Below are 20,934 nucleotides of genomic sequence, written 5' to 3'. Positions count from 1 at the left end.
GGACGTTCTACTGATCGCCCTTGGGAACAGTAAATTTTCCGAGGGGACAAACGATCATGATGCCCAACGAGTTCGAAGACCCTTAAAGCGACTAAGAAGCGAGAAGATACAGAAGCTTTAGGCTGTTCCCGTGGTAAAGGAGGCACAGTGAAAGCAAGTATAGCGTTGCTTTCACTGATGTCACTCTTATGCCTGTGGTGAGAGAGTATATTTACAAAACTGTTATCAAACTAGCATTGTTCGTCTTTTCATTAATAAAAATACGTTTTTTCCAGCCTTTTTCATTAAGGAGGGGGACTTCTATTATGTTAGACAAAATAAAAAAACTCATCCAATATTATGAAGATGTAATTAGTCTGCCTCATAAATCGGAAATTGCTCGTGAACTTCGAGATGAAGATGATTTGTTTTTTCTACTACTATATTCCGAAATGATTGGGATACCTAATCCGGTGTTTTATTATACGCTAGAACTATATCCATACATGCTTGAAGAATTTCATGAATGGCATTTACGAATGGGGATGGAAAAATCTCCATTAACAGGTTTTCGTTGTTGTTAGATTTGCACAGTTAGAGGTGAATATAGGTGGAAATTATCAATAAGAAAATTATCTTTGTCGGGGGAAAAGGTGGGGTAGGTAAGTCTACTTCGTCAGCTGCAATTGCGCTTCAAGCAGCTAATAATGGTCATAAAACTTTATTGATTTCAACAGATCCGGCACATAATATTGGTCACATATTTGAAAAAAAAGTAGGCGGAAGTACAACGAAAATTTCTGACAATTTGTATGCAATTGAAATTGATCCAGAAAAAGAAACTGACCAGTATATTAAAAATGTTAAAGGTAATATACAAGGTATCGTTCAACCTACAATGATGGAAGAAGTTCACCGCCAATTAGATACGGCAAAAGCATCCCCAGGTGCAGATGAAGCAGCACTTTTTGATAAACTGATCTCGATCATTATCGAAGAAAGTGATGATTTTGATAAATTAGTATTTGATACCGCTCCAACTGGCCACACAATTCGTCTTTTGTCATTACCCGAATTAATGGGGATATGGATTCAAGGTCTGCTTGAAAAACGGCATAAAACAAAAGAGAACTACTCGAACTTGCTTAATGATGGTGAACCAGTTGAAGACCCCATTTTTGACGTGCTTCAGGAACGACAAAAACGATTTGCTAAAGCAAGAGAAATTATGTTAAACGCCCAGCAGACGGGTTTTATTTTTGTATTAAATCCGGAACAACTTCCAATTGTTGAGACGAAAAATGCCATAGAAATGTTGGATAAATATCATCTTCATGTAAGTACTCTTATTGTAAACCGTATTTTACCTGACAATGATGAGGGAGACTTTTTCAAGCAACGAAAAAAATATGAAAAAAAATATTTAGATAAAATATATCAAGAGTTTAATGATAAACATTTAATTTTTGTCCCGTTCTTCACACATGATATAATAAACATTCAACAATTAGAAGAATTTTCTAAGTATTTAGTAGAGTAATAGAAAGGGTTGATTTTTTATGAAAGCGTTCGTCTTGGAGCAAGGTAAGTTAAAAATAAAGGATATGCCTGAACCAACTCCAAAAAAGGGAGAAGTTGTTGTAGCACTTAAAGTTGCCGGGCTTAATAGACGAGATTTATACATACCGAATCGGATGGGAATAAAAGAAAAAGCATTAATTCTAGGTTCAGACGGAGCGGGTGTTATTGAAGCAATAGGAACGGGTGTTGATCAATTTTCTGTCGGAGATGAGGTGATCATTAATCCAGCATTAAGATGGTATGAAAACAGTGATGCTCCTCCAGAAGATTTTGATATTTTAGGTATGCCGGATCATGGAACATTAGCTGAGAAGATTACCATTTCTGCTGAGCAAGTAGAGCCAAAACCTAGTTATTTATCGTGGGAAGAGGCAGGCGTGTTAGCGCTAGCTGCATTAACTGGATTTAGGGCATTGGTTACAAAAGGAAATATACAAAAAGGGCAAACTGTTTTCGTCCCTGGGGCAGGCAGTGGTGTAGCAACATATATCATTCAATTTGCTAAAGCAATGGGAGCACGAGTTGTCGTTACTTCCCGTAGTGAGGAAAAGAGACAAGAAGCTCAAAAAATTGGTGCAGATCGTGCAATTGACACGAACAGTGATTGGGAAAAAGAACTTGAAAATGAGACAATTGATCTCGTTATTGATAGTGTTGGAAGAGCGACGTTTAATCGTTCTCTTCAAGTATTAAAACAAGGTGGTAAAATTGTCACTTTCGGTTCGACAACAGAAGATACAATAGATTTTAATTTACGAGAATTTTTTTATGGACAGTATCAATTATTCGGTTCTACTATGGGGAGTCGTGAAGAACTAAGAGAACTGCTTGCTTTTATGGGAGATCATGAAATCCATCCGGTTGTAGGACATATTTATAATCTAAAGAACGTTAATGAGGCATTTGAACTACTTGAAATAAATAAGCAATTTGGAAAAATTGCAATTGAAATTGGTTAATAAAAGGGGCCCCTTTAGTTTTGGGGCCTCTTCGACTTTTGGGGATTTTCTTGTTTCCAAGGAGGGTCACTATGTTCATGTAAAAAGTTATTGATCTTATAAATAGAATAAGGAATGACAAATGATAAAATCGTGCATATCATACGCCATCTATCCGTTAAACTATTTATAAATAAGTCCCATAACATTGCCTGATCCCCCCCTTAATCTGTTTTGTCACTAGTTCCAATTGAATAGATATCCGTTTTCACATTGACTTCAAATGTAGCTTTCCTATAATAGTACTCTCCTTTTTCCCAATCGTTTCTTACTTTTTTCCATACATCATAATGTTTCGTCTCTAAAATTTGCCATATTCCAAATACGTCGGCACCTAACTCATCCTGCCCCTTTTTTATCGTATGGTCGATCGAACTTTTAACCTTTTCAGAAACTGCTTTTTGAATGGCTTTCAGTTCCGAAGGGTTTGAAACATCTATTTTACCGAAAGATTCTTTAATTATTCCATCTATATTAATATCAACAGTTATTTTTATTTCATCTATATTACTAGGATCAACTGAAATTTTATTTTTAGAATTGTTTACTTCTAATGTGAATATATGATCTTTATATGTAAAGTCAATTACTTTTTCAATTGCTGCTGTTTTCATTAACTCGAACCCTTGCATTTCATCCTCATTAAATGTTCCAACCATTTTGTCTTGTAGACCATGAAATATAGCCCCTGCTTTATGTTCAATATTTTCATCTACACTAAGTAAAGGTAGTATATAACTAACTTGCCGTAAATGATATTCTTCAATATCTCCAACTCTTCTTGGTTTTAAAAAGCCTACCTGTTTACTGCTATGTTCTAGTAATTGATCAATATGAATTGCTGGCAATTTGTCCTCCTGTGGCTGAAAATCAAGCAACTTTTTTGCATCACCTTTTGAAACGATGACTTTAATTCCTCGTCGCATATTCACATCTCGAATATACGTATCAAGTAGGTTTGAAAAGACATGTTCGATTTTTGCAACATCCTCTGAGATAATAAGAAGAGCAAGATGCTCATAAAAGGGAGTTTTACTAGATAAGGCAGATATTTCTTCATCAATTCTATAAACACTTCTTCCTTTAGAGGTAAAATTTAAAAATGCTTTTTGATTTCCTCCACCACCATGAGTAGGAGAAGTAATCCCAGCTGGAATAACCATCTGGTTTGTAACTTTAAATTCGGGTTTTTTATCATCTGTCCCATCTTCCAAATCGATGGCACTACCAATAATAAATCCGCGATCTTCAATATTAATTACGTCCCAACACCCACTAAGCATAATCGACAAGAAGCAAATGAAAAAAATTAAATTATTTCTCACCTTGATTTTTCACACCTCTCCACTTGGCAATTACAAATAATCCAATAATGATTAGTGAAGTAAAAAAAATGTGGAATATGTTTATAAAATTTCCTGCAACTTCTACTTGATTGATCTGTTGTGGAAACATAGATAGATAATAAACAATTGGTGAAAGAATGAAAACAACGATTCTTTTTTTAACTTTTTTATAAATAGAGGTTAAGAGTAATACAGCAATATCTAAAGTGATAGTTGTAGTATTAAAAATTGCCATAATCCAGATGGTGAAAACAAGTGCATCAATTCGTTCTAATACAGCCCCCGGGATGTCTACCCGTTTTGCTAATTCGATCGTTGGGAACGTTAAATTCCCGGTTACTGCATTTCCAAATACAGCGATACAAGCAAAAAATATCATTATATAAAAGATAATCGGTATACTCATTCCAAAAACAATTTTTCTTGTTATTTTTGTCGGATTATTGATGAACGTAAAGTAGAAAAGAACAAGATAAAATCCTCCATATGCTCCAAATGTATTTTTAATTCCATGAAGATACTCAGAAATATCCGATTTGAACAATGGCAATAAATTGTTTACTTCAAACCATTTAATGTTAAAAAAAACAACGAAGATAAAGGCTAATAAAATAATTGGAAGAAATAGAACATTTAATCGAAAAATCCCTGCTCTTGAACCTGAGACAGCATAGATGACAACAAGCAAGAATGCAAGTGCTAACACTTCCATCGGTGTTTGATCAAAAAGGTATTGCTGCGAAATAAAGCTTACCGAACGTAATGAATATGCAGTCGTAAAAATTGCTAGCAAAATTAAAATAATTGATATTGTGATTGCAACTGGTCTACTAATGAGAAAGGAAGTGTAAGTTAAAAATGATTTCCCTGGAAAAAGTGCGGCTAATTTGAGACCCAAAATAGTAAGGAGAGTAAAGATAATCCCGGCGAGCAATATGGATACCCAGCCATCACTAAACGATGTGACCTTAGCGACATCACTTGGTAAAGATAAAATGGCTACACCAATAAGCACTGAAGGAAAGGCAAACATAAATTCTCTTTGACTTAATTGTTCATCACTGTATTTAAAGGGATTCATTATTTCTCTTCTCCTTGATTATCTAAAGAAATGTCATCTTCCGTGTTCAAATAGACGGGTCTTTTTTTAATTGTTTGGGTAGGGCTTCGAAATATCACATCCTTCCAATCATCCTTGAAGAAGGGTGCAAACGGAGTGGAATATGGTACACCGAAACTTTTTAAATTTACAAAATGAATATTAATCATAATGTAGACTAGAATGATGCCTAATAACCCAAACATGCTTGCTGCAATCATAATGCCAAATCGAATGATACGAAATGCAATCGCAACACTGTATGCAGGAACTGCGAAGTTGGCTATCGCTGTAAGAGCAATAACAATAACCATAATCGGACTAACTACACCTGCTTGTACGGCTGCTTCACCAATAACGAGCCCACCTACAATGCCAATGGTTTGTCCAATCGTTTGTGGAAGTCTGGCTCCTGCTTCTTGGAGAAGTTCCATCGTGATCACCATCAGGAATGCTTCGACTACAGGAGGAAATGGAACCCCTTCACGGGTACCTGCAATCGAAAAAGCGAGCTGAGAAGGGATCATACCTGGTTGTAAGCCAATAATTGCAATATACAATGCGGGAAGAAAGATTGATAAGAATGCACCTAAGTAGCGCAATAATCGTAACAAACTTCCAATTGTCCAACGCTCATAATAGTCTTCTGGTGATTGAAGAACATTCGAAAAAGTAATAGGTGCAATTAGTGCAAATGGTGTACCTTCAACTAATATGCCAACCTTTCCTTGCATAATCGCCGCAACGATTTTATCTGGACGTTCTGTATTTAATATTTGCGGGAAAGGAGATAAAGAGCTATCTTCAATCCATGATTCTATATAACCGGACTCTTGAATGATATCCATATCAATCGTCATTAAGCGTCGATCTACTTCCTTAACTAAATCAGGATTTACGATTCCAGCAACATATGCAACGACAAGATTTTTTTTACTTCGTCTACCTGCCTTATATGTTTTAAAGCGTAAATTGGGGTCTTTCACGTTCCTTCTAATTATCGCTAAATTTGTCTGAAGATTTTCAACAAAACCTGCTCTAGGCCCACGGATCAATGTTTCCGCTACAGGTTCTTCAATAGCCCGAGTTTCTCCACCGATCGTATTAATCATCAATGCTTCTTCCATACCATCTACAAAAAGAATAGTAAAACCAGATAATAACGAAAAGGTAATATCATCGAATGTAGTTCCTTTTTGAACATCATTTACAGCTATTTGTTTATTAAATATGTATTGAAATAGTTCATTTTCTTTATCGGGCAAGTTTTGAGCACCTTCAAGGTTTCCCAAAATACTATCCTGAGTAGATTGAGAATCGACAATCCCTTCCAAAAATGCAGTTGCACATTTTATATTTGCGTCACCTAGTTGTATTTGCCTTATCTTTAAATCATCCGGCTTATCAAGCAGATTATTTAAGTTATCGATATTTGTTTGTAACGTTTTACTTATTTTTAATGAAAAGGTTTCCTGATAATTGTATTCGCTATTATTTTCTTTCTTACGGATCGTAATTCTTTCTCTATTCCTGTTAAAAGATCGAAACACCATTTTATCTCGCCCATTTCGTTTTGTTAGTCGTCTTCTTTTTCCCATAACTATTTATATTTATTCATGAAGTTACTAGTTTTTCATTTGTATAAAAAAAGAAAAAAGCGGAAACATACTGTAAGAATAGTTAGGAGGTTGGTACAATGGCAAAAGTAGAAAGAAGACCAAATTTAACTAGTGGAGAAATTTCATTTTTATGGATGTCTTATCAGTATGAAACCATGTCTAAACAGGGAATAACTTTTTTTCTTCAACATGTGGAAGACGAGCAAATAAAAGAATTATTAGAACAAACATTATCTTTAACAACTAAGCGCATTGATCAGATGGAAGATATATTTATTGAGGAAGACTATTCACTTCCAGATGGATTTACAGAAAAAGATGTAAATTTAGATGCTCCCCGTTTGTTTTCAGATCAACTTTATCTCGAATACACATTACAAACATCTAAAATGGAGTTAATGGTATATAATTTAGCTTTTTTTGAGTCAGTTCAACCTAAGGTTCAGGATTATTTTCATGAAATACTTGCCGATATACATAAACTAGAAATAAAGTCAAAAAAATGTTCATTAGAAAAGGGACGATATTTAATCTCACCAAGTATACCAGTTCCTAAAACGGTAGAATATGTTCAGAGAGACAGTTTTTTAGCAGGCTGGTTTGGAGAAAAGAGACCATTGCTTGGAATAGAAATTTCCCAACTTATTTTCCACGCAAAAAGAAATGCATTGGGGCAGGCAGTAGTTACTGCGTTTAGTCAAGTTGCTAAATCAAAAGAAGTGAGACGTTATTTTGAAAGAGGTAGAGAAATATCTGGTAAACATTTTGAAGTATTTTCTAAAATTTTAACTGAGGAATATTTGCCAAACGCTGCTTCGTTGCTTACTTCAGAAGTAACCGATTCAACTGAGACTCCATTTTCTGATAGACTAATGATGAACTTTATAACGGTGCTTATATCTGCAGGAATTAGTGCGTATGGTGCTTCAATGTCTTTAAGTGCAAGACGTGATTTAGGTGTTATGTACAGTCGTTTAACTGCGGATATCCTCCAATTTTCTGATGACGGTGCTGAAATACTCATTAAAAATAGTTGGATGGAGCAACCGCCGATAGCTGCTAATCGAAAAGATCTAGCAAAATAGGGAAAAACTATGAACAATTATGTGAAAAATCAAGAATATAAATCAGAAGTAGTTTTTTGGAGTATTGCTCTACCAGGTTTTGGGCAATTATTGAATCGAAAATATGTGAAAGCTTTTATATTGATTTTTCTTGAACTTATTATTAACGTAAAAGGAAAAATTAATCTCGTGATTGTGCATAGTTTCCTAGGGGAAATGCATGAAGCGATTGACAAAGCAGATTATCTTTGGTTAATGTTCTATCCATGTATTTACGTTTTTGCAATATGGGATGCCTATCGAGATGCAGGGGGGGAGAAGTATCCTTTTATATACTTACCATTTGTGTTTGCGGCTTATTTTGGTACTATCGGAGTAATTTATTCTTCCAAATTTAAAATATTTGGATATTTAATAGGACCTATATTTTTACCGATTATTACAATGATTCTAGGTTTTGTAATCGGATTTTTTATCAGACGAGTTATCTATTCTACTATTAGAAAAAAGGGAAAAACATAAGACGTATTTATTTGTAAATACGGAAATGGTTTTCCCTTTTATATATAAAAAAGCCTACTAATTTTTGGCTTTTTGCACTAAGTTCACCTATATGAAAACAGTATAATACTTATTATTTTAAATATGGATCGACCAGTTCAATCGCTTGCTCTATTTTCGCTGCATTTACTTGATATAGCTGTTTTGAATGTTGATTTTCAGTTTCTAACGCATAAAGTTCCAGATCAGCCTGAACTTTTTTTAGAGTAGCCAAAAGAAGGGGTTTTTCTGTTGGACTTGGAATTGAAAGCATATCGTCATATAAATCAACTGTTAATTGGCCATCGCTATCTGCTTGACCTAAGAAAACGTTCTCGATGGTAACATTCAATTTTGCCAGTTCAGTCTCCAGCCAAGCCGGGTTTAAATTTAGATTTGCTAATGGTTCTAAAAGCATTTTTCCGTCCATAATGACTGTTTGAGGTTCTTTTTTTGGTGCTAGTTTTAAATTGAGATCTTTAGCGGTAAGGGGGCGGCTATCTGTTTTCGGCAAGACACTGAATTTTCCTGTTGGTTCAAGTAAAGCAAATTCCACATCAGCCACATGGAAAATGTCTTTTTCTCGCAAATGTACTAATAAGTCATCAGTTGAAAACAATTCTTTCTTTAAATTATCTTCCATAATTTTTCCGTCTTGTATGATGACTGTACTTTTACCTTGTACAAAATCTCTGACTGTTTTACTTTTTAACGCGATGTAGTCAATTGTGAAAGGAATAATAAACCAAACTAACATTGCCATGAGTCCATACCAAAAATTCACGTCTTGATGAACTGTTAATATCGCTCCGATTCCACCTAGGACAAAACCATTTATATAATCAAAAATACTTAATTGGGAGATATGTTTTTTTCCGAGTAGCTTCGTCAATAAAAATAAAGTAAAAACAAGAGTAATGGATCTTAGTAAAATATTCATCCAATCCGGTATATCAGGCATCAATAAACCTCCTCTATTTATATTGTGGTTCTTCACGAGCTAAAAATTGTATTTGCTTTTTTAGATCCTCTTTTACTTGAGAAAGGAGGTTTTGTGCATCATATAAAGCTTTTTTTGTCTCTTTATTGTTCGACTTAATTGCAAGTTGTTCTAAGCTTGCCTCTGCACTTTTTATTGAAAAATAACTACTTTTTACATTTGCTCCTACGGTCATTTATTCACATCCTATCCTTTCGGTTTAAAGAGGAGGGAAGCAATAACACCAAAAATGATTGCAGCTGAAATACCGGCACTCGTAACTTCAAATATACCTGTTATTACTCCAATTAGCCCATGATCCTCAGCTTCCGCCATGGCCCCATGTACGAGTGAATTTCCAAAACTCGTGATTGGAACGGTTGCCCCTGCACCCGCAAAATTTATTAGTGGTTCATACAATCCAAATCCGTCAAGTACAGCGCCAACAACAACTAGTGTTGTAAGAGTATGTGCGGGAGTTAATTTGAAAACGTCAAACATAATTTGCCCGATAACACAAATAAGTCCACCAACAACGAACGCCCAGAAAAAAATCATGTCTCACCACCTCTTGCTTCAATTGATACAGCATGAGCAATACAAGGAATTGGTTTTTTTTGTTGTATACTCAGCGGTGAATGAAGCGCTCCAGTAGCAACTAGTAAAATGCGCTTCAATTTTCCTTCTTTCATACGATTTAGAAAATGGCCATATGTCGCAACAGCAGAGCATGCGGTACCACTTCCACCTGCGTGAACTGGTTGGTCATCAGTATAAATAGTTAATCCGCAATCAACATATTTTGTTGGATCAACTTCAATTCCTTTTTCTTTTAATAAATCAAATGATGCTTCTCGGCCTATTTTTCCAAGATCACCAGTAATTATGAGATCATAAAAGGAAGGTTCAACATTCCGATCAGTCAAATGGCGAACAATAGTATCAACAGCAGCAGGTGCCATAGCGCCTCCCATATTGAATGCATCGGTAAGCCCCATATCAACAACTTTTCCAATAGTTGCAGTGGTAATGACAGGACCATCTCCTGAGGAACTAACTAATGCACAACCTGCTCCAGTTACAGTCCACTGTGCTGTTGGTGGTTTTTGACCACCATATTCAGTCGGATAACGAAATTGTCTTTCAGCCGCTGCATTATGACTAGCCGTTCCACTTAAAATATATTTCGCTCCTCCGGCATTAATAATTAATGCTGCGAGTGCTAAACTTTCAGTAGATGTTGCACACGCGCTAAAAAGACCAAAATAAGGTACATCAACAGTTTTAGCAGCAAAAGTAGAAGGTGTAATTTGATTAATCAGATCACCGCTAATAAAATAGTCTACTTGCCCTTTATCAATATTCGCTTTTTTTACGGCAAGTTGACATGATTGTTCCATCATGATTTGTTGTGCTTTTTCATAAGAGTCTTGTTTTAGCCACATATCTTCATGTAGGATATCAAAATCATTTGCAATTTTTCCTTGTGCTTCAAAAGGTCCACCTACAACACCTGTTGATAGGATGACAGGCAGATTATTAAATTTCCAACTACTATGACCCATTAACATACGATTACACCTCACACTTAGCTCTAAGTAAACATTGTTAGCACTGTTTTTATAAGCGCAACTATAAATGCCGAAAAAACTCCGTATACAATGACAGGACCGGCTAATTTAAGCATATTTCCGCCAACTCCAAGAATATATCCTTCTGGACGATGCTCGATTGCAGAAGAGATTACTGCATTGGCAAATCCGGTAACGGGCACTGCAGTCCCGGCTCCAGCAAATTGCCCTAAATGATCGTAGATTCCAAACCCTGTTAATAGCATGGTAATAATAATTAATGTTGCTACAGTAGGGTTTCCTGCTGTTTGTTCTGTAAAATCAAAAAAGTGTATATAAAAAGTAGTGATTAGCTGACCGATTAGGCAAATTAAACCTCCCACTAAGAACGCTTTAATACAATTTTTAAAAACAGGTCTTTTTATTTCCCGTTTTGCTTGTAAACGTTGATACTGTTGCGCCTCAGGTGGAAGTTGTTTCTTTTTTTTGTCTGCCATCATGCTCACTCATTTCCATTAAGTTTCTTCTTTTGATAAACTTTTGAGCTCTTTTATCTTTTTCCTTAATTCATCATTAGAAACTTTTTTGTTTCGAATATCTTCTTCCAGCTTTTCAAGTTCAAGAAGTATTTTTTGATCCGTGGATAATGTAACCTTTAGATCGGAGAAGTTTTCTTTGATCTTTTTTCGAAGTTCACTTTCCATATTATCCAAAGAAAATCGTTCATGATGGTCTATATCCACTCCAATAAGTAACTCGTTTTTATCATTTACCGCTCTAACACCTGAGATTTCAGCATATTGACTTAATAATTCCTTTGCACGGTTTGATGGATTTTGATCCATAATTTCTTTGGAAGAAAGCTTAACTAATTCAAGATCTCGATTCCCGGTAGGTTCAAAAGTAGGATCTTTTTGAATGTTATTTGCACAAGCGGTAAGTATAAAAATACTTATAATTATAATGATTCGCTTGAGGTACATATTTTCTCACCTCACTTATTATTTACTTAGTCGATTAATATTGTTTGTATTGGGGTTCTTCTTGTTCAATCTCTGTTAAACGCGGTTCGACAGATTGAAGAACTTGTTTTGTTTGTTCAGCAGCATTCAAATACATCTGCTTTGCTTGTTTATTTTCAGTTTGAAGAGCAAATTGTTCAAAACTTGCTTGTACACTTTTTAATCCAGCTATCGCTTGTCTAACTTGTGTTGCTACAGTCACAAGAAATTCCTCCTTTAAATTACAAAAGTAGTCATATATAGAATGAGATAAATGATTTGATTTATACGCATCCAAATTATCCAGTTTTTTCTATAAAGTAATAAATAGTCATTGACTTTTTACTACAAATAACCTATTTTAAACATAGACAGATAACCGGGTTGGGAGTGAATCGGATGAAGACTTTTAAATTAAAAGGATTAAAAATTATGGCTAATGAGGAAGATGGCGTAGAACGTAAACAGATTCCTCTTCACGATGGATTAGTAATTAATCGGGAAGATAAATTTGGGTGGCTTATCGAGGCTTATATTGATAAAATTTATTTAGCTTATTTTAATAAAGTAAAAAATGTAGAAGAATTAATGATTCAAGTTAAAATAACGAGGGAAGATAATGATCCAGCCTTTTTTATTACAAAAGTTATCGGCATTAATCAAATTAATGAAGACAGGATAAATGTGTTATTTCAAGGCGAGGTCGTTGATCATCGAAAAAGCAGGATTGAGGAAATGTTACAAATGATTATTGAAGAAGGATACCAGGGTGAGTCATTACTCAAAAAATTTAAAGAATTAATATAAAACATATTATGGGCTAAGAAGCCCTTTTTTTGATTAATAGTATTAATAAGAAGATAGATGATATTCAAATATATATTTTAGTAGTATAATGTAGAAATCTACTCTGGCTATTGTTAATGACGTTCATCTGGAAACGTTATTATGTTGAATCATTGCAGCAGTTCTTCGAAAACGCTGCTTAAAGACAGCGACTGATCTATAAAAAACAAGCCATTATTAAGAAAATTGAATTGAGCGAAATTAGTTCGTGAGTATAAGCAAAACGTCGCCAATGTTTTGCTATACTATTTTAGTAATTATCTCGAAGAAATTTTGTTGATTTATACGCAGAGGAGCATTGTTAAAATGTTTGATAAATATCCAAATCTTCATAGGATACATCATTTAACGCCAGCACAGTTATTATTAGTTTTTTATTTTGGAGCAATTATTATTTCAACGATTGTTTTATCGCTCCCAATCGCATATCAAGAAGGGGTGCATGTTTCTTTTATTGATGTGTTATTTACTGCTGTTAGTGCGCTTAGTGTAACTGGGCTGAGTACAATTTCAATTGGTGATACATTAAGTACGACAGGAGTTATTTTACTTGCGCTAATTCTCCAGCTGGGTGCTGTAGGTGTCATGACAGTAAGTACGTTTATATGGTTACTTTTAGGGAAAAAGATCGGTCTTTCCGAACGCAGGTTAATCATGCAAGATCAAAATCAAACAACGTTTGGTGGGGTCGTTGAATTAATTAAACAAATTTTAGTAGTAGTATTACTAATAGAATTATTAGGGTTTCTTATATTAGGAACGTATTTTATGAGGTATTTTCCGACACCGGCGGAAGCATATTATAATGGATTTTTCAGTACAATCAGCGCAATATCAAATGGGGGATTTAGCTTGAATAATAATTCCCTCGCTCCTTATAAGGATGATTATTTTGTTCAGTTCATTATTATGTTACTAATTGTGTTTGGTGCAATCGGCTTTCCAGTATTGATTGAATTAAAACAATTTATACTGAAAAAACGTAAAATGAAAAGAAAATTTCGTTTTTCCTTGTTTACAAAAGTAACTACAACAACATTTTTGGTTCTCATTGTTCTAGGTGCTGTCTTCATCTATTTAATTGATTCTACAGGATTTTTTAAAGGGAAAAGTTGGCATGAGAGTTTGTTTTATGCATTATTTCAATCAGTTACAACAAGAAGTGCAGGACTTTCAACAATGGATGTGAGTCTGCTATCGGATTCAAATCATTTGTTTATGTCTTTGTTAATGTTCATCGGTGCTTCACCAAGTAGTGCTGGCGGTGGAATTAGAACTACGACATTTGCACTTGTCTTAATCTTTATCATTACGTATGCACGTGGTGGTAAGAAAATTAAAGTTTTTAGCCGGGAAATTTATGATAAAGATTTAATGAAAGCTGTAACAGTTATGATTTTAGCTATTGCTATAGTATTTACTACTTTGCTAATCGTTTCCATTATTGAACCATTCTCAATCACACAGTTACTATTTGAAGTTACTTCAGCATTTGGAACGGTTGGTCTTTCTTTAGGAATAACGGCAGAATTAACAACAGTGAGTAAAATACTGTTAATGATATTAATGTTTTTAGGCAGAATTGGACTAGTAACTTTTCTAATTACTTTCCGAAAAGAAAATCAGAATGAGTATATTCGTTACCCGAAAGAAAGAATCATTATCGGTTAATTAAGAGGAAGATGATGAACGCTTCAAGTGATAATCGATTTTTCAAATTAGGAAAAATGGTGAAGATAGTTTTCATATAATATTTTTTATTTTCCATACTAAATAGTAGAGTGATTAATAATCTTTATTAAAGATTTTCATGGTAATAAAATCGAGATGAATAAAAAACTCGTTATTAGGGGCCTTTTTATAAAAAAAGACCGTGTAACATATTATCACTTTAAAATTAAATGAATAATTGGTATGATGGATGAAGATTATATAATAGGAGAGGGTGCGTTCACATGTGGGTAACTGCATTTGGAATAATTTGTTTAGTTATTGCTTTTTTGAATATTGGATATAGTCTTTTCGACCATGAATAAAAGAAAAATTAAAAAGGTCTAACCCTATGTAGGAGTTCGACCTTTTTTTGTAGCTATATTGACATATACAAACCCTTGAATATTATTATTTCTTATCGTGTAATTTTCCACTCATTAAATGGGTAAATAATAAACTCAGATCTCCCAATGATATCTGAACGATTAATAAAACCTAAACCATTCCTGCTATCTTTACTAATTGCACGATTATCACCCATTACAAAATAACTGTCTTCCGGAACTTTAATAGGGCCAAAATTGCCTGTAAGTAGAGATTCGTATTCGTCAACATAAGAATTTTCTTGTTTAATTCCATCTATAAAAAGATGATGATCTTTCATTTCAATCGTTTCGTTTGGTAAGCCAATTATTCGTTTTACATAGTTTTTCTGGGGGTGTTGGATAATAATTATATCGCCGCGATCCGGTTCAGATATAATATAAATTAATTTATTGAACACGATTCGTTCGCCATCTTCAAGGGCTGGGTGCATACTTTCTCCTTCTACAATTGACGTTGCAAATACAAATGTTCTTAAAAGGAATGCAAGTAAAACAGCGATTACAATAGCTTTACCCCATTCTAACCATTCATTCTGTTTTTTTGATTCAGCCACACTGAAGACATCCTTTCTACATTGAGACAATCCTCTATTATAGTAGCATAGCATGGATTATGTTTCGAGTTAAAACTATTGATTAATACAAAATTTGAAAAATAGTTAATTTTAACTAAAATGTTTGCATTTATTACCAAAACAATTATACTTTTAGTATACAGTATACGTTAACGTTTTTAATTTCTTTTATCGAGAGGGGAAAAAAATTAATACCATGAATTACGAGAAAGTAACATTACAAAAAATAGAAGATCTTCGTAATAAACTTGCAAAATGTGCTTATAATAAAGGATTTACAAACACTGAAACTGTTCAAGTCAGTCAACAATTGGACAATTTGTTAAATGCATATTCAGATATAAAACGTCGCGGAAACTAAAAACGAATTTTAAAGTTGATTCATTCAGGATCAACTTTTTTAATTTAAATAAATGGAACTAAAGTCTTATATACTTATCACCCCGAGTAAAAAATCTTCTTCATAGTTTGAGTATAAGTTTAAAGATACGATTGCTCCTATACTAATCGTCTGTTAAATAAAAGATAGTTCAAATATTTCGATTTAAGAGGCCTCTGTATGGTAAAGTCCCCAAGTATAAATCGGAATGTATATAGTTTTTTAACAGTAATGAAATGACTCCCCACCAAAAAAGTCCCTTTTAATATAAAAATTAAAGGACGTTTCAATGCATTCATTCCTTTTCTACTATGTATATGATCAATTATCTATGTATACACTGATTGTATATCAACTGCTAGAAAGGACTTATTTAGATGAATAATCACCTATTAGATTATATAAATTTTACCCAATTAGAAGTATTAGGATTTAAAAAAGAGTATTTCATTGTCTTGTTTTTTTTATTATCCTTAATTATTTTTAGTAGTTTTATTAAGCTTGTGATGAGAATATTAAGTTCAAAGAAATATCTGTATGTGCTAACATTTCTGTTAAATAGCTTATTATTTCTTACAACAACGGCGGTGATCTCGCAATTATATGTAAACTATACTATTTTTCAATTAGCACTTCAATCCGTTATTCTCTATGGAGTCTTTTTATCCATTTTCATGTTATATAAATATGTGAAAACAACTCTATTTACGTAAAAATCGTTGAAAGAAAATTCCCGGTCTTAATAATTCTAAAAACAGCTTAATTAAGATTGGGGAATTTAGAAGAGTAGGGAAAGAATCAATTCAACGATTTTATCAATCATTATCATTCATAGTAAATATAAAATTTTTTTGTAGGCGGCCACTCCATCTTTCCGAGTGAAGAAGGGGTATAGTAAGAGGGAACTCTTTTTTGATTTATTTCTTTTGGTGATTTCCAATTTATATACTGATAGATAATTTTTTTTGCATATGATAAAGACATCTTAGTTTTGGGATTGCGAAAGTCATTGTCTAAAGATCCTAGATGTTTTAATTTTTTGAAATCATCTTTAGATGGAGGCACATGAAAGTAGTAATTAGCAACTTTTACTAGGAGTGTTGAATGCTGATTACTGAGCCTAGGATTATTAGAGAAATGTAAACCGATTTTTTCAGCTTTATTTTCTTCTAATAATTGATCAATTGCTTTCTTTTTAATCATATATAAATGTTGCGGTTCAGGTGCTGTCTTTGCATGCCTGTTGACGGTGTAAATTGCCTCAGCAATTTCTGAAACCTCAAGTTTATTATTCAATCTTAATCCTCATTTCTTAAAAAATTTTGTTTATATTACATACAATAATATGGCAAAGAAGTGGCATATAGATCCTCCAAGAACAAATAAATGCCAGATAACATGATGGTAGGGAATCCGTTTCCATATATAAAACAATGCGCCCAACGTGTATATGATACCTCCAATAACGAGTAAGGTCAGACCATTTTGATGTAAGGCCTCGGTCAGTGGATTCCAAACAATAACAATTAACCATCCCATCAAAATATAAACTAAAGTGGAAAGAATAACAAATTTTTTTACAAAGAAAATTTTTAAAATGACACCTGTTACTGCAATTCCCCATATGACCGCAAATAATGTCCAACCGATTTTGCCACTTAAAATTACTAATAAAAATGGAGTATATGTTCCTGCAATAAATACATAGATTGATGCATGGTCAATGATTAAAAAAGCATTTTTCCATTTTCCTTTAGGTAAACTGTGAACGAGTGTTGAAGAGACATACATGAGCAGCATCGTAACTCCGAAAGTTGTAACTGAAACTATGAGTGAAGGGTCTCCAGTCAAAGATGCAAACACGATAAGTAAAATTAAACCAAAAATACTTAAAACGGCACCGACACCGTGTGTAATGGCATGGGCAATTTCTTCTTTTTTCGTGAAAATATGAACTTGCATACAAACATCCGTCCTTTTTAATTGACATATATATGTATTGTACAGATAAAAATGTCGGAAGGAAAGAATTTTTTTTTATTTTATTAGCTCATCCAACATGTTACTTATACCCTATCTATGGTAAAATATAATAGAAGGTTCATAATGCCAATTACAATTTTTATCTATTGAACTCCACACCAAATGTAAGGCTTTACATGAAAAAGGAATAAATTAAAGAGGAGTTGCTTGAATATGAGTATGACACAAGAGGATAATCAATTAAAAAATTTAACGGTAAAGGATTTAATGATACCGTCTGAAAAAGTAGCGCATGTTCAGTTAAATAACCCGCTCGAACACGCATTGCTCGTATTAGTAAAATCGGGCTATTTTGCAGTACCTGTCTTGGATTCTTCATATAAATTAGCTGGTTCTATTAGCAAGACAGTTATATTAGACCAAATTCTTGGAATTGAACGTTTTGAAGTTGAAAAATTATCGGAACTTAAGGTACATGAAGTAATGAAAAATGATCTTGAAAGCATTCAAAAGAATGCAAGTTTTATTGACGGCTTAAAGGCAGTAATTGATGCACCATTTGTTTGCGTAGTTGATGAAGAAGGATTTTTTGACGGAATACTTACTAGAAGAGCAATATTAAAAGTCTTAAAACGAGAGTATTACAGACGTTAAATAAGATAATACAGTTGAATCTTAAACTGGTAACTTGAAGAGTCTTATATTGATTGTTTGGAATTCTTTGTCCATGTACATATTGATTCCAATACTTATTAATATTTACAATTACCATTATATTTCCTGTAAGAGAAAGCATTATTAGCGTTAAGGAAAAGGTTACGGAGGAAGCATGAATGAAACGAGAGTTTGCAGTAATTGGTTTAGGCAGATTTGGTGGCAGTATATGTGAGGAATTAAGTATGGAAGGGATGAAAGTCCTAGCTATTGATAAGAATGAGCAAAAAATAAATGAGTATAAAAATATTGCCTCTCATGCAGTTATAGCTGATTCTACAGATGAGCATGCTTTAAAAGATCTAGGAATCAAAAATATTGACCATGTGATTGTTGCAATTGGTGATAATATCCAGGCAAGTATTTTGACAACAGTTATATTAGCAGATTTAGGCATTAAAAAGATTACTGTCAAGGCGCAAAATGATTACCATGAAAAAATATTAAATAAGATCGGTGCACATCATGTTGTTCATCCCGAGCGTGATATGGGTAGGCGATTAGCGCATAGCTTAATATCAAGCAATATATTAGATTATTTAGAGCTCTCAGAGGATCATAGTATGGTTGAAGTAATTGCAGGAAGAAAAATGTTAGGTAAAACATTAATAGAGTTAGATATTAGGGCAAAATTTGGTTGTAACGTTGTTGCAATTAAACGTGGAAAGCAAATGAATGTTTCCCCACAAGCTGACTATAACATTCAAGAAGGAGACATTTTAATCGTTATCGGAGCAGATAAAGATATTTCTAGGTTTGAGAGGCAGCTTGTTATTGATGGATAATTAAGTTAATGATTTATGGGTAATAAACATTTCCTTACAGTAAGGTAGGGGAGAGTACTATCTAATAATAAACAATAAAAAACCAGCAAATATGCTGGTTTTTTGTTTTATACTTCCATGATAATTGGAAGGATCATTGGTCTACGTTTTGTTTTTTCATATAGCAATGGAGCAATCGTATCGATGATCTCATTTTTAATTTCTGACCATTTGCTTGTCTTTCTGCTCATAATCTTATTTAAATGATCTGCAACAAGTTTTTGGGCTTCATTAATCAGGTCCTCGGATTCCCTCATATAGACAAAACCACGTGAAATGATATCTGGACCTGCCGCTATTTCAAAGTTTTTCATATTAATACTTACTACAACGATGACTAGTCCTTCTTCTGATAAGATGCGTCGATCACGGAGCACAATATTGCCAATATCTCCAATTCCGCTACCATCTACATAGACAGAGCCGGAAGGAATTTTTCCAGCAACGCTTGCTCGATCCTTGCTTAAAGCAAGTACATCTCCATTGTCTAAAATGAACGTATTTTTTTCTTCTACACCGCAAGCAATTGCGAGTTTTGTATGTTCATTTAACATACTATATTCACCATGTATAGGCATGAAAAACTTCGGTTTCATTAAACGAAGCATTAACTTTTGTTCGTCCTGACTTCCATGACCTGAAGTGTGAATATTACTTAGTGGTCCGTGAATTACTTTTGCTCCTGCTCGCATTAACTGGTTAATAATACGGCTGACACTTACATTATTTCCAGGGATTGGTGAGGAAGAAAAGACAACCGTATCACCAGGTGTAATTTGTATTTGTCGATGGGTTCCGTTAGCAATTCGGGAAAGAGCTGCCATAGGTTCTCCTTGGGAACCGGTACAAAGGATCGCAATTTCGTTAGATGGAAAACGATTAATTTGATTTGTATCAATGAACGTACCTTTTGGCGCTTCAATATAGCCTAATTCTCGTCCGATTTCAATAGCGGATTCCATGCTTCTTCCGAAAATCGCTACTTTTCGATTATGTGTAACAGCGGCATCCACTACTTGTTGTAATCGGTAAATATTCGAAGCAAAGGTAGCAAAAATTAATCGCTCATCAACTCTACTGAAAATATCGTTAATATTTTCTTTAACTACTTGTTCAGACATCGTAAATCCTGGAACCTCACTGTTTGTGCTATCTGATAATAAGCAAAGCACGCCTTCTTCACCAATTTGTGCCATTTTGGCCAGGTTAGCGGGTTCTCCGACTGGGGTAAAATCAAATTTGAAGTCTCCAGTCTGGACAATATTCCCTGCAGGTGTTTTTACTACAACACCGAATGCATCAGGAATACTGTGGGTAACATGAAAGAAGCTTACGGAAGTTTTACGGAATTTTATAATATCGTCTTCTTGAATTGTGTTTAGTTTTGCGTTTCTTAATAATCCATGTTCTTCTAATTTATTTCGTATAAGTCCAATCGCAAGTTTTCCAGCATAAATAGGTACATTTATTTCACGCAGTAAATAGGGGATACCACCAATATGATCTTCATGACCATGCGTGATAATGAGTCCTTGAATTTTATCTTTATTTTGCACTAAGTATGTGTAATCAGGTATTACATAATCAATTCCAAGTAGTTCATCTTCTGGGAATTTAATTCCTGCATCGATCACGATGATTTCATCTTGAAATTGTACACAATACATGTTTTTCCCGATTTCGTCTAAGCCGCCAAGTGCAAAAACGGCAGTTTGATCATTTTTTACAAATTTCATG

The 20,934-nt window shown here is 33.9% G+C and carries 24 protein-coding genes; 10 read left to right on the top strand and 14 right to left on the bottom strand.

The genetic code is table 11. The annotated features are described in order from the left end of the window. Nucleotides 1-305 precede the first annotated feature (305 nt). Genes SPD48_RS04275 through SPD48_RS04265 form a run of 3 tightly spaced genes read left to right on the top strand, consistent with a single transcriptional unit; the run spans nt 306 to nt 2,519 of the window. Entirely contained in the window at nt 306-563 is a 258-nt protein-coding gene (locus tag SPD48_RS04275; RefSeq protein ID WP_336256820.1) for a cory-CC-star protein, read from the top strand. A 26-nt stretch (nt 564-589) separates the two neighbouring features. Then, on the top strand, nt 590-1,519 hold the full coding sequence (locus SPD48_RS04270) for an ArsA family ATPase (protein ID WP_336256819.1): 930 nt from the start codon (nt 590-592) through the stop codon (nt 1,517-1,519). Between the two features lie 19 nt (nt 1,520-1,538). Beyond that, a complete protein-coding gene (locus SPD48_RS04265) occupies nt 1,539-2,519 on the top strand; it encodes a zinc-binding dehydrogenase (protein WP_336256818.1) in 981 nt (326 codons plus the stop codon). Between the two features lie 203 nt (nt 2,520-2,722). On the opposite strand, the gene SPD48_RS04260 is transcribed toward SPD48_RS04265, so the two are convergent. Genes SPD48_RS04260 through SPD48_RS04250 form a run of 3 tightly spaced genes read right to left on the bottom strand, consistent with a single transcriptional unit; the run spans nt 2,723 to nt 6,556 of the window. Further along, entirely contained in the window at nt 2,723-3,883 is a 1,161-nt protein-coding gene (locus tag SPD48_RS04260; RefSeq protein ID WP_336256816.1) for a Ger(x)C family spore germination protein, read from the bottom strand. Next, complete coding sequence (locus SPD48_RS04255) at nt 3,873-4,985, bottom strand: GerAB/ArcD/ProY family transporter (protein WP_336256815.1); 1,113 nt, start codon at nt 4,983-4,985, stop codon at nt 3,873-3,875. The genes SPD48_RS04260 and SPD48_RS04255 overlap by 11 nt, the downstream gene beginning before the upstream one ends. Further along, complete coding sequence (locus tag SPD48_RS04250; protein WP_336256814.1) at nt 4,985-6,556, bottom strand: spore germination protein; 1,572 nt, start codon at nt 6,554-6,556, stop codon at nt 4,985-4,987. Before SPD48_RS04250 ends, SPD48_RS04255 begins: the two co-directional genes overlap by 1 nt. A gap of 143 nt (nt 6,557-6,699) precedes the next feature. Between SPD48_RS04250 and SPD48_RS04245 the strand changes: the two genes are divergently transcribed. Next, nucleotides 6,700-7,707, top strand: coding sequence for a DUF3231 family protein (locus tag SPD48_RS04245; RefSeq protein WP_336256813.1), 1,008 nt, complete (start codon nt 6,700-6,702; stop codon nt 7,705-7,707). A gap of 9 nt (nt 7,708-7,716) precedes the next feature. Continuing rightward, the gene (locus tag SPD48_RS04240; protein WP_336256812.1) at nt 7,717-8,208 is read left to right on the top strand and encodes a hypothetical protein; all 492 of its coding nucleotides are present in this window, start codon (nt 7,717-7,719) and stop codon (nt 8,206-8,208) included. A gap of 112 nt (nt 8,209-8,320) precedes the next feature. On the opposite strand, the gene SPD48_RS04235 is transcribed toward SPD48_RS04240, so the two are convergent. The 7 genes from SPD48_RS04235 to SPD48_RS04205 are packed head-to-tail and all read right to left on the bottom strand — an operon-like array spanning nt 8,321 to nt 12,000. Continuing rightward, nucleotides 8,321-9,178, bottom strand: a complete 858-nt coding sequence (locus SPD48_RS04235; protein ID WP_336257013.1) for a DUF421 domain-containing protein — start codon at nt 9,176-9,178, stop codon at nt 8,321-8,323. 22 nt (nt 9,179-9,200) lie between these two features. Then, nucleotides 9,201-9,401: a DUF1657 domain-containing protein gene (locus tag SPD48_RS04230; protein ID WP_336256811.1), complete on the bottom strand. Its 201-nt coding sequence runs from the start codon at nt 9,399-9,401 to the stop codon at nt 9,201-9,203. An 11-nt stretch (nt 9,402-9,412) separates the two neighbouring features. Continuing rightward, a complete protein-coding gene (gene spoVAE, locus SPD48_RS04225) occupies nt 9,413-9,763 on the bottom strand; it encodes a stage V sporulation protein AE (RefSeq protein ID WP_336256810.1) in 351 nt (116 codons plus the stop codon). Next, the gene (gene spoVAD / locus SPD48_RS04220; RefSeq protein WP_336256809.1) at nt 9,760-10,776 is read right to left on the bottom strand and encodes a stage V sporulation protein AD; all 1,017 of its coding nucleotides are present in this window, start codon (nt 10,774-10,776) and stop codon (nt 9,760-9,762) included. The genes spoVAE and spoVAD overlap by 4 nt, the downstream gene beginning before the upstream one ends. 23 nt (nt 10,777-10,799) lie before the next feature. Next, entirely contained in the window at nt 10,800-11,273 is a 474-nt protein-coding gene (gene spoVAC / locus SPD48_RS04215) for a stage V sporulation protein AC (RefSeq protein WP_336256808.1), read from the bottom strand. A gap of 18 nt (nt 11,274-11,291) precedes the next feature. Further along, on the bottom strand, nt 11,292-11,759 hold the full coding sequence (locus SPD48_RS04210) for a YhcN/YlaJ family sporulation lipoprotein (RefSeq protein WP_336256807.1): 468 nt from the start codon (nt 11,757-11,759) through the stop codon (nt 11,292-11,294). 34 nt (nt 11,760-11,793) lie between these two features. Beyond that, nucleotides 11,794-12,000, bottom strand: a complete 207-nt coding sequence (locus SPD48_RS04205) for a DUF1657 domain-containing protein (RefSeq protein WP_336256806.1) — start codon at nt 11,998-12,000, stop codon at nt 11,794-11,796. A 176-nt stretch (nt 12,001-12,176) separates the two neighbouring features. Between SPD48_RS04205 and SPD48_RS04200 the strand changes: the two genes are divergently transcribed. Continuing rightward, nucleotides 12,177-12,584: a YwpF family protein gene (locus SPD48_RS04200; RefSeq protein WP_336256805.1), complete on the top strand. Its 408-nt coding sequence runs from the start codon at nt 12,177-12,179 to the stop codon at nt 12,582-12,584. Nucleotides 12,585-12,929: 345 nt separating this feature from the next. Beyond that, complete coding sequence (locus SPD48_RS04195) at nt 12,930-14,294, top strand: TrkH family potassium uptake protein (protein ID WP_336256804.1); 1,365 nt, start codon at nt 12,930-12,932, stop codon at nt 14,292-14,294. Nucleotides 14,295-14,751: 457 nt separating this feature from the next. Here the strand turns inward: SPD48_RS04195 and lepB are convergent, their stop codons facing one another. Then, nucleotides 14,752-15,276 (bottom strand): signal peptidase I, encoded by a 525-nt coding sequence (lepB, locus tag SPD48_RS04190; protein ID WP_336256803.1) that lies wholly within the window; start codon nt 15,274-15,276, stop codon nt 14,752-14,754. 217 nt (nt 15,277-15,493) lie between these two features. On the opposite strand from lepB, the gene SPD48_RS04185 reads away from it, so the two are divergent. Beyond that, a complete protein-coding gene (locus SPD48_RS04185; protein ID WP_336256802.1) occupies nt 15,494-15,658 on the top strand; it encodes an aspartyl-phosphate phosphatase Spo0E family protein in 165 nt (54 codons plus the stop codon). A gap of 843 nt (nt 15,659-16,501) precedes the next feature. Here SPD48_RS04185 and SPD48_RS04180 read toward each other — a convergent pair. Further along, nucleotides 16,502-16,972, bottom strand: coding sequence for a YkyB family protein (locus SPD48_RS04180; protein WP_336256801.1), 471 nt, complete (start codon nt 16,970-16,972; stop codon nt 16,502-16,504). A 30-nt stretch (nt 16,973-17,002) separates the two neighbouring features. Next, nucleotides 17,003-17,638: a PAQR family membrane homeostasis protein TrhA gene (gene trhA / locus SPD48_RS04175; protein ID WP_336256800.1), complete on the bottom strand. Its 636-nt coding sequence runs from the start codon at nt 17,636-17,638 to the stop codon at nt 17,003-17,005. Between the two features lie 234 nt (nt 17,639-17,872). Between trhA and cbpB the strand changes: the two genes are divergently transcribed. Continuing rightward, nucleotides 17,873-18,313 (top strand): cyclic-di-AMP-binding protein CbpB, encoded by a 441-nt coding sequence (gene cbpB, locus SPD48_RS04170; protein WP_336256799.1) that lies wholly within the window; start codon nt 17,873-17,875, stop codon nt 18,311-18,313. Nucleotides 18,314-18,492: 179 nt separating this feature from the next. Next, nucleotides 18,493-19,158: a potassium channel family protein gene (locus SPD48_RS04165; protein ID WP_336256798.1), complete on the top strand. Its 666-nt coding sequence runs from the start codon at nt 18,493-18,495 to the stop codon at nt 19,156-19,158. A 107-nt stretch (nt 19,159-19,265) separates the two neighbouring features. Here SPD48_RS04165 and rnjA read toward each other — a convergent pair whose 3' ends face one another. Further along, complete coding sequence (gene rnjA, locus SPD48_RS04160) at nt 19,266-20,933, bottom strand: ribonuclease J1 (RefSeq protein ID WP_336256797.1); 1,668 nt, start codon at nt 20,931-20,933, stop codon at nt 19,266-19,268. Nucleotide 20,934 lies beyond the last annotated feature (1 nt).

The organism is Pseudogracilibacillus sp. SE30717A, assembly GCF_037071985.1.
GTDB lineage: Bacteria > Bacillota > Bacilli > Bacillales > Amphibacillaceae > Pseudogracilibacillus.
Note: the sequence above shows the minus strand (reverse complement) of the source record. Positions and strands in the feature narration are given on the sequence as shown.